General features: G+C 75.1%; 7 protein-coding genes. 1 reads left to right on the forward strand and 6 read right to left on the reverse strand.

The features are described from left to right. The 4 genes from QR78_RS12300 to QR78_RS12315 form a co-directional block, all read right to left on the reverse strand. The coding region (locus QR78_RS12300; protein ID WP_048427815.1) for a DUF4159 domain-containing protein at nucleotides 1-2,723 on the reverse strand (2,723 nt) is incomplete at its 3' end. Between the two features lie 11 nt (nucleotides 2,724-2,734). Then, a complete protein-coding gene (locus QR78_RS12305) occupies nucleotides 2,735-3,649 on the reverse strand; it encodes a DUF58 domain-containing protein (protein WP_048427816.1) in 915 nt (304 codons plus the stop codon). 4 nt (nucleotides 3,650-3,653) lie between these two features. After that, complete coding sequence (locus tag QR78_RS12310) at nucleotides 3,654-4,664, reverse strand: AAA family ATPase (RefSeq protein WP_048427817.1); 1,011 nt, start codon at nucleotides 4,662-4,664, stop codon at nucleotides 3,654-3,656. 156 nt (nucleotides 4,665-4,820) lie between these two features. Continuing rightward, on the reverse strand, nucleotides 4,821-5,273 hold the full coding sequence (locus QR78_RS12315) for a hypothetical protein (protein ID WP_048427820.1): 453 nt from the start codon (nucleotides 5,271-5,273) through the stop codon (nucleotides 4,821-4,823). Between the two features lie 300 nt (nucleotides 5,274-5,573). Here QR78_RS12315 and panB point away from each other — a divergent pair, with 300 nt between their 5' ends. Then, nucleotides 5,574-6,398, forward strand: coding sequence for a 3-methyl-2-oxobutanoate hydroxymethyltransferase (gene panB / locus QR78_RS12320; protein ID WP_048427818.1), 825 nt, complete (start codon nucleotides 5,574-5,576; stop codon nucleotides 6,396-6,398). Nucleotides 6,399-6,412: 14 nt separating this feature from the next. Here panB and QR78_RS12325 read toward each other — a convergent pair whose 3' ends face one another. Continuing rightward, the gene (locus tag QR78_RS12325) at nucleotides 6,413-6,796 is read right to left on the reverse strand and encodes a hypothetical protein (protein WP_048427819.1); all 384 of its coding nucleotides are present in this window, start codon (nucleotides 6,794-6,796) and stop codon (nucleotides 6,413-6,415) included. An 86-nt stretch (nucleotides 6,797-6,882) separates the two neighbouring features. Beyond that, the coding region (locus tag QR78_RS12330) for a UdgX family uracil-DNA binding protein (protein WP_048427821.1) at nucleotides 6,883-7,507 on the reverse strand (625 nt) is incomplete at its 5' end.

The following is a 7,507-nucleotide window of genomic DNA, read 5'->3' on the forward strand; positions in this document are numbered from 1 at the left end:
GCCATCTCGCGCTGGCGCGGGTCGCCGCCGACGAGGGGGTATAGCGCTTCCCCGCGCCGGCCGACCGCCCAGGCGGAGGCGAGGTCGTTGCCCGTGATGACGATCGGCGAGACGCCGTCGCCGGCCCGCGCCGGGCGGCGCTCGGCCCCGTCGCCCGCCGGCGGCAGGGCCTCGACCCAGGTCTGGCCGGTGGCGTAGCGGCCCGGAAACGAGTCGACGAGGTAGAACGCCTTGGTCAGCACGTGATCGCGGGGCACCGGCTCCAGCTCCGGCACCTCCAGCGTCGCCAGCATCCGCTGGAGCGTGAGGGCTTCGGGCGTCGGCGGGCCGCCCGGGCGGGCGGTCATCGCGTCGCGGGTGTCGAAGATCACCGTGCCGCCGTTCTTCATGAAGGCGTCGATCCGCCGGATCGTCGCCTCGCTCGGCAGCGGCCGGCTCGGCACGATCGGCCAGTAGATCAGGGGATAGAAGGCGAGCTCGTCCTTGGCCGGGTCGATGCCGGCGGGCTCGCCGGGTTCGAGCGCGGTGCGGCTCGCCAGCATCTGGGTCAGGCCGGTGAGGCCGGCCCGGCTGGTCTCGTCCACCGTCGCGTCGCCGGTGATCACGTAGGCGATGCGGGTGACCAGCGCCGATTCGATGCCGTTCGGCCGGTTGGCGGCGGGCTCGGCGGCCCGCGCGGTCTCGGGGCCTGCGCCGAGCACGAGGATGCTGAGCACGAGGGCCGCGGCCGCCGGATGCCGCCGCAGGCGGGCCGTCAGCCGGCCGAGGAAGCCGCCGAGCCACAGGCTCGCCAGGGTGTCGAGGGCGAGCAGCAGCAGGGCGGCGAGGAAGAACGGCCCGCGCAGGTCGCGGGTCCGGGCCTCCTCCAGGCCGCCGAAGCGGGCGCCGGTCAGGCTCGCGAGATCGAGGGTCTTCAGGCGGTCCTCGGCGGTCAGCGCGTTGACGGCCAGGCCCCCGTCGGCCGGGCCGTAATAGCCCGGTGGGTGGTCCGGGGTCGCCCGCTCGGTCCAGGTCGCCGGCACCGCCCGGGCGGTGGCGGGCGGGGATTTCAGCGCCCCGAAGCCGTCGAGGGTGAGGCGCGGGGCGAGCACCGGCGGGGCGGCGCCGGGCGCGGTGTCGGCCGTCGGCGGGGTGGTGCCGGCGAGCGCCACGACGCGGCGCAGCATGGTCACGAACAGGCCCGACAGCGGCAGGTTCGACCAGGTGGTGTCGGCGGTGACGTGGACCAGGACCACCATGCCCTCCCCGCGCTTGGCGGCGGTGACGATCGGGGTGCCGTCCTGCAGGGCGGCCCAGGTGCGCCGGGCGAGTTCGCCGTCCGGCTCGGCGAGGATCTGGCGCCGCACGCCGATATCGGCCGGCGGCGTCAGGCCGGCGAACGGGCTCTCGGGGGCGAAGGGCGCGAGCGTGCGCGGGCTGTCCCAGGACAGGGTGCCGCCGAGGTTGCGCCCGCCCCGGCGCAGGCGCACCGGCACGAGATCGTCGCTGCCGGCGGCGAGCCGCGGCCCGGCGAAGCGCAGGAGCAGGCCGCCCTTGTCGACGAAGGCCGAAACCCGTTCCAGGGTCGCGGGGTCGAGGGCGCCGACATCGGCGAGCACCAGCACCGAGACCTGGGAATCGAGCATCTGGCCGATCGATTCCGCGACGCCGCGCCCGCCGCGGGGCTCCAGCACGTCGGCGAAGGGGGTGAGCGCCCGCGAGAGGTAGTAGGTCGGCGAGAGGAGCGGCTGGGCCTGGTCGCTGGTCCCGCCGAAGACGAGGCCGACCCGGCGGCGGCGTCCGCGCTCGTCGGCCAGCACCACGGCGCCGGCCGAGTGCTCGCCGGCGATCTCGAACCGCGCGATGGCGTTGCGCAGCTCCACCGGCAGGTCGAAGCGGACCGGCGCCGCGTCGGCCCCGCCCGCGAACGCGAAATTGGTCTCGGCGAGCGGCAGGCCCTTGGCGTCGAGGGCCCGGACGGTGCCGGCATCGCGCCCGTTGGCGGCGGCCCGCACCACGCTCACGCCGAGCTGCCCGCCCGACGAATCGGGTCCGGCCAGCGCCAGCGCCGGCGGCCGCTCGGCCTTGAGCACGGTGATCTCGGCCCGGTCGCGCCCGGCCAATGCCGCGAGGCCCTTCGGAAAGGCGTCGCCGTCCGGCCCCGCCACGCCGTCGTGGATCCACACGACGGTGCTGCCCGGCGTCTTGTCGAGGAAGGCGGCGAGTGCGGGGAGATGCGCGGCACGGTCGGCGAGGTGCGGCAGCGGCTCGATCGCCCGCAGACGCTCCAGGGCCGGGCCGGGGCCGGTGGCTTCGAGGCCCGTCGGCGCCGAAGCCGTGGGCAGGAGCGCCACCGGCCGCCCGGCGCGGGACGCCGCCTCGACCTCGGCGGTGGCGACGCGGATGCGGTCGCGCCAGTCCTGGGCGGCGGAAAATCCGTTGTCGAGGATGAGAACGAGGGGCGCGCGCCCGTCGCCCGCGGCCTGCGGGGTCGGGTTCCAGACCGGGCCCGACACCGCCAGGATCAGGCAGGCGGCGGCGAGCAGCCGGAGCGCCAGCAGCCAGGGCGGGGTACGGGCCGGCGTCTCGCGCTCGGGCAGCAGGTCGGCGAGGATGCGCAGCGGCGGGAAGTCGATCCGCCGCGGCCGCGGCGGCGTCACCCGCAGCAGGTACCAGAGCGCCGGGAGCGCGATCAGCGCCGCGAGGGCGGCGGGGGCGGCGAAGCCGAGGGACAATCCGAACATCGAAGGCGTCCTCAGCCCGCGCCGCGGGCGGCGGCGACCAGGGTGACGAGGCGCAACGCCGCCTCGCTCGCCGGGCGGTCGGTGCGGTGCAGGGTGAGGGTCCAGCCCTGCGCCCGGGCGATCTCGCCCAGGGCGTCGCGGTGGGCGCGGATCCGCCGGCGATAGGCTTCGCCCCAGGCGGCGGCGTCCCCGACCCGCAGCGACAGGCCGGCCTCGAGGTCGTGCAACTCGGCCTGGCCGGAGAACGGGAAGCTCTCCTCGACCGGATCCACCACCATCACGAGGTGGCCGCGGCTGCCGGCGGCCGCGATGGCCGCGACCCTGGCCCGCACCTCATCGGGGGGAGAGAGGAAGTCGCCGATGAGCACCACCTCGTCGAAGCGCGCGACGGGCGCGCGGGGCGGCAGGTCCTCGTCGAGGCCGGACGGATCGGCGGCCAGCGTCTCGGCCATCCGCTCGACGATGGTGCGGGCGGCCAGCGGCCGCGACAGGCCGAGCAGCCCGACCCGCTCGCCGGCTTCCACGAAGGTGTCGCCGAGCGCCAGCGCCAGGACGAGGGCGCGCTCGATCTTCGGCGCCTGGGCGAGGTCGGAGCAAAACCCCATCGAGGCCGAGCGGTCGACCCAGAGCCAGACGGTGTGGGCCGCCTCCCATTCGCGCTCGCGGACGTAGAGCCGGTCGTCCCTCCCTGAGCGGCGCCAGTCGACCCGGCTCGCCGCCTCGCCGGCGACGAAGGGGCGGAACTGCCAGAAGCTCTCCCCCGGGCCGGCCCGGCGCCGGCCGTGCAGGCCGTGCGCCAGGGTCGCGGCGACCCGGCGGGATTCGAGGATCAGGCGCGGCATCCGCTCGGCGAGGGAGAGGGCGGTCTCGGTCTCCCGCCGGCCGGGGGCGCGGGCACCCGCGTCGAGGACGCGCGTCGGGGCCACCGGGTCAGAGCCGCCCGACGAGGCGGCCGATCAGGCCGGGGATCGTCTCGCCGTCGGCGCGCGCCGCGAAGCTCAGCGCCATGCGGTGCTTGAGCACCGGCTCGGCGAGCGCCGCCACGTCGTCGACGGAGGGCGCGACCCGGCCCTCGATCAGCGCGCGGGCGCGCACCGCCAGCATCAGGGCCTGGCTGGCGCGGGGGCCGGGGCCCCAGAGCAGCTTGTCGGCGATCGCCGCGTCCCCGCCGACGGGGCGGGCGGCGCGCACGAGGTCGAGGATCGCGTCGACGACGGCCTCGCCGACCGGCAGGCGCCGCACCAGGCGCTGGGCCGAGAGCAGCGCCTCGGTATCCATCACGGCGTCGGGCCGGTGCTCCTCGGCGCCGGTGGTCTCGATCAGGATGCGGCGCTCGGCGGCGCGATCGGGGTAGCCGACGTCGATCTCGAGGAGGAAGCGGTCGAGCTGGGCCTCGGGCAGCGGGTAGGTGCCCTCCTGCTCGATCGGGTTCTGGGTCGCGAGAACGTGGAACGGCCGCGGCAGGTCGTGGCGGGCGCCGGCCACCGAGACGAAGCGTTCCTGCATCGCCTGCAGCAGGGCCGACTGGGTGCGCGGGCTCGCCCGGTTGATCTCGTCGGCCATCAGGAGCTGGGTGAAGATCGGCCCGCGCACGAAGCGGAACGAGCGGTGCCGGTCCTGGTCCTCGTCGAGGATCTCGCTGCCGAGGATGTCGGAGGGCATCAGGTCGGGGGTGAACTGCACCCGGCGCGCATCGAGCCCGAGCACGGTGCCGAGGGTCTCGACGAGCTTGGTCTTGGCCAGGCCCGGCAGGCCGACGAGGAGCCCGTGACCCCCCGCCAGCACGGTGACCAGCGCCAGGTCGACGACGGCTTCCTGCCCGAAGATGACCTCGTGGATCGCCGCGCGAGCGCGTCCGACGCCGTCGAGACAGGCCTCCGCGGCGGCGACGATGCCGTCGTCCATGGGGGTCGCGGCGGCCGGCGCGCTGGCGTCACTCATGCGGTCTCCTCGGTCGTGGTCCTGGGCACCCGGGGTGCCGACGAGGGCACGACGGGTGCCTCTCGGGATCCGCGAGTGTGGATCCCTTCCCCACCGCAAGGCAAGGTCGGCGCGACGACGCAGGGCGGGACGCCGCGCCCCGGGTCTCCCGGTTCCTCAGGGCTCCCCGGCCGGAGCGGCCGCGCCGGGCGCCTCGCTGTCGGGGCGGGGCTCGGCGGTGGCGACGGTCTTGGTGGTCAGAAGCGGCTCGAGGCGCCGGGCGAGCTGCTCGCCGAGATGGCGGGTATAGGGTCCGGTGAAGTAGCGCCCGCCGGCGCCGCGCCCCTCGAGGTGGTCGCGGGCCTTGGTCATCGCGTCGACCTCGGGCCGGCACAGGAAGCCGATCACGCCGGCCGCCTCGTACCAGCGGCCGGCCCGGGCATGGGCGAGCGCCGCCGGGTTGTTGCCGATCGTCTCGGCGAAGCAGTCGGTCGCCGCCTGTTCGAGGGGGGCGAGCGCCGCGCGCCGATGCTCGGCGCGGCTCGCCGGAGCGGCCGCGGCCGGGTGGGCCGCCGCGGCCAGCTCGACCGCCGCGAGAGTGCAGATTGCGCCGTACAGCAGAGCTCTCATCATCAGGCCTTCGCGTCGAATCGATCGACTGTAACCCGGCGAGCCTCGCGCCGATCAAGGGCGGATCTGCGGCAGGTTCCATCGCCGGAGCGATTTTTTCGGGTTGTGTGCTTTCGGCACGAAGCTTAGCCGAGCAGAGGCCGGGACGGTCGGGCCGTTGATCTCGCCGGCCGCGTCCTCGGGCCGTCCGGGTGGCCTCTCCCCTCCCCCCTCCGCCCGGGCTGCCCCGGAACGCGGGGCCTTCTATAAGGGCGTCATGCGGCGGCCGGCCGGCGCGCCGGAACCCGAGGGGGCCATGCCATGTCGCAGGTCGTGCAGTCCCGCCGCCTGACCGCCCCGGATCTCGCCCGGCGCAAGGCCGAGGGGCGCAAGATCGTCGCGCTCACCGCCTCTTCGGCCCAGATGGCCGGCATCGTCGACCCGCATTGCGACGTCGTGCTCGTCGGCGATTCGCTCGGCATGGTGGTTCACGGCCTCGACTCGACCCTGCCGGTGACCCTGGAGATGATGATCCTGCACGGGCAGGCGGTGGTGCGGGGCACGGCCCAGGCCCTCGTCGTCGTCGACATGCCGTTCGGCTCCTACGAGGCGAGCCGCGAGCAGGCCTTCGCGAACGCGGCCCGGATCCTGAAGGAGACCGGGGCGGGCGCGGTGAAGCTCGAGGGCGGCGCGCATCTGGCCGAGACGGTGGCGTTCCTCACCCGACGCGGCATCCCGGTGATGGGCCATGTCGGCCTCACCCCGCAGGCGATCAACACGATGGGAGGGTTTCGGGTGCAGGGGAAGGGGCCGGATGCACAGCGCCTGCTCCTGGAGGATGCCCGGGCGATCAGCAAGGCCGGCGCCTGCGCCATCGTGCTCGAAGGGATCGTCGAGCCGGTGGCCCGCGCCATCGCGCAGGCCCCGGAGGTCACGGCGCCGACCATCGGCATCGGCGCCTCGCCGTCCTGCGACGGCCAGATCCTCGTGCTGGAGGACATGCTCGGCCTGTCCGACCGCACCCCGAAATTCGTGAAGCGGTACGGCGCGCTGCGCGGCCACGTCGAGGCCGCGGTGCGCGAGTATGCGGAGGATGTCCAGGCCGGGCGCTTTCCCGGAGACGCGCAGACCTACGGCCCGTCGTAGGCCGGCGCGGGTCGTCAGCCGCGGCGCTCGGCGTTCCAGCGGCCCTTGCAGCTGGTGGAGCCGGAGGTGGTCCAGGTGCCGTTGCCGCCTCCCTCGGCGGTCAGGCGGCCGACCACCTGCGCGGCGGCGTCGCCCCGGCTGATCGTCGCCCGCACGGCGCCGCTCGGCTGCACCCGGCCCGACACCGTGAAGTCGCCGGCGCCGGCATAGCGCGCCTGGCCGTTCTGGATGATCACGCCGTAGCGGTAGGCGCGGTCGCACGCCCCGCCCTCGGTGATGACCTCGACGCTCCAGTTGCCGTCGAAGCGGTCCGCCTTGGCGCCACCCTTGGCGAAGGCGGGCGACGCGGCGCCCGCCAGGCACAATCCCGCCGCGAGGGCGGACACGATCAGCTTCATGGTCCTCGATTCCCGATTCGGTCAGGCGACAAACTCGGCAGCCCGGGCTTGGTTGCCGCAGCGCAGCGTTTCCGTAAGGTAAGATCCTATCCTGCAGCCCCGAGAGCCGGCTCCGCCACGAGGGCCGCGGCCTGGCGCAGGTCCGCGACGAATGCCGCGTAGGCCTCGGGCCGGGCCGTGTCGGGCAGGCGCAGGAGGTACGACGGGTGGACGGTGACGAGGCCGGCATAGGGCTTGCCCTCGAACGTCGCCGGCCCGCGGGCCCGGGTGATCGGCACCTGCCGGCCGGTGAGCGCCAGCACCGCCGTGGCGCCGAGGGCCACCACGAGGCGCGGCGCCACGAAGGCGAGCTCGCGCTCCAGCCACCAGCGGTAATGCGCGACTTCGCCTGCCGTCGGCTTCTGGTGGATGCGGCGCTTGCCCCGCGCCTCGAACTTGAAGTGCTTGACCGCATTGGTGAGATAGGCCCGGTCGCGGTCGATCCCCGCCTCCCGCAAGGCCCGCGACAGGAGCTGGCCCGCGGGACCGACGAAGGGCCGCCCCTGAAGATCCTCCTGGTCGCCCGGCTGCTCGCCCACGAAGGCGATCCCCGCCCCGATCGGGCCCTCGCCGAGGACGGCTTGCGTCGCGCCCGGCACCAGGGGCTCGGAGGCGCGGATGACCGCGTTCAGCGCGGCGAGCGAGTCCGGCTCCTGCGCCGCCATGGCGGCG

The sequence above is a fragment of the Methylobacterium indicum genome (genome assembly GCF_001043895.1).
In the GTDB taxonomy this organism is placed as follows: Bacteria; Pseudomonadota; Alphaproteobacteria; order Rhizobiales; family Beijerinckiaceae; genus Methylobacterium; species Methylobacterium indicum.

What these genes read in the sequence shown, in the direction of transcription:
- QR78_RS12310 (WP_048427817.1), bottom strand. Translation starts at nt 4,664, where the DNA reads ATGAGTGACGCCAGCGCGCCGGCCGCCGCGACCCCCATGGACGACGGC.
- QR78_RS12315 (WP_048427820.1), bottom strand. Translation starts at nt 5,273, where the DNA reads ATGAGAGCTCTGCTGTACGGCGCAATCTGCACTCTCGCGGCGGTCGAG.
- panB (WP_048427818.1), top strand. Translation starts at nt 5,574, where the DNA reads ATGTCGCAGGTCGTGCAGTCCCGCCGCCTGACCGCCCCGGATCTCGCC.
- QR78_RS12325 (WP_048427819.1), bottom strand. Translation starts at nt 6,796, where the DNA reads ATGAAGCTGATCGTGTCCGCCCTCGCGGCGGGATTGTGCCTGGCGGGC.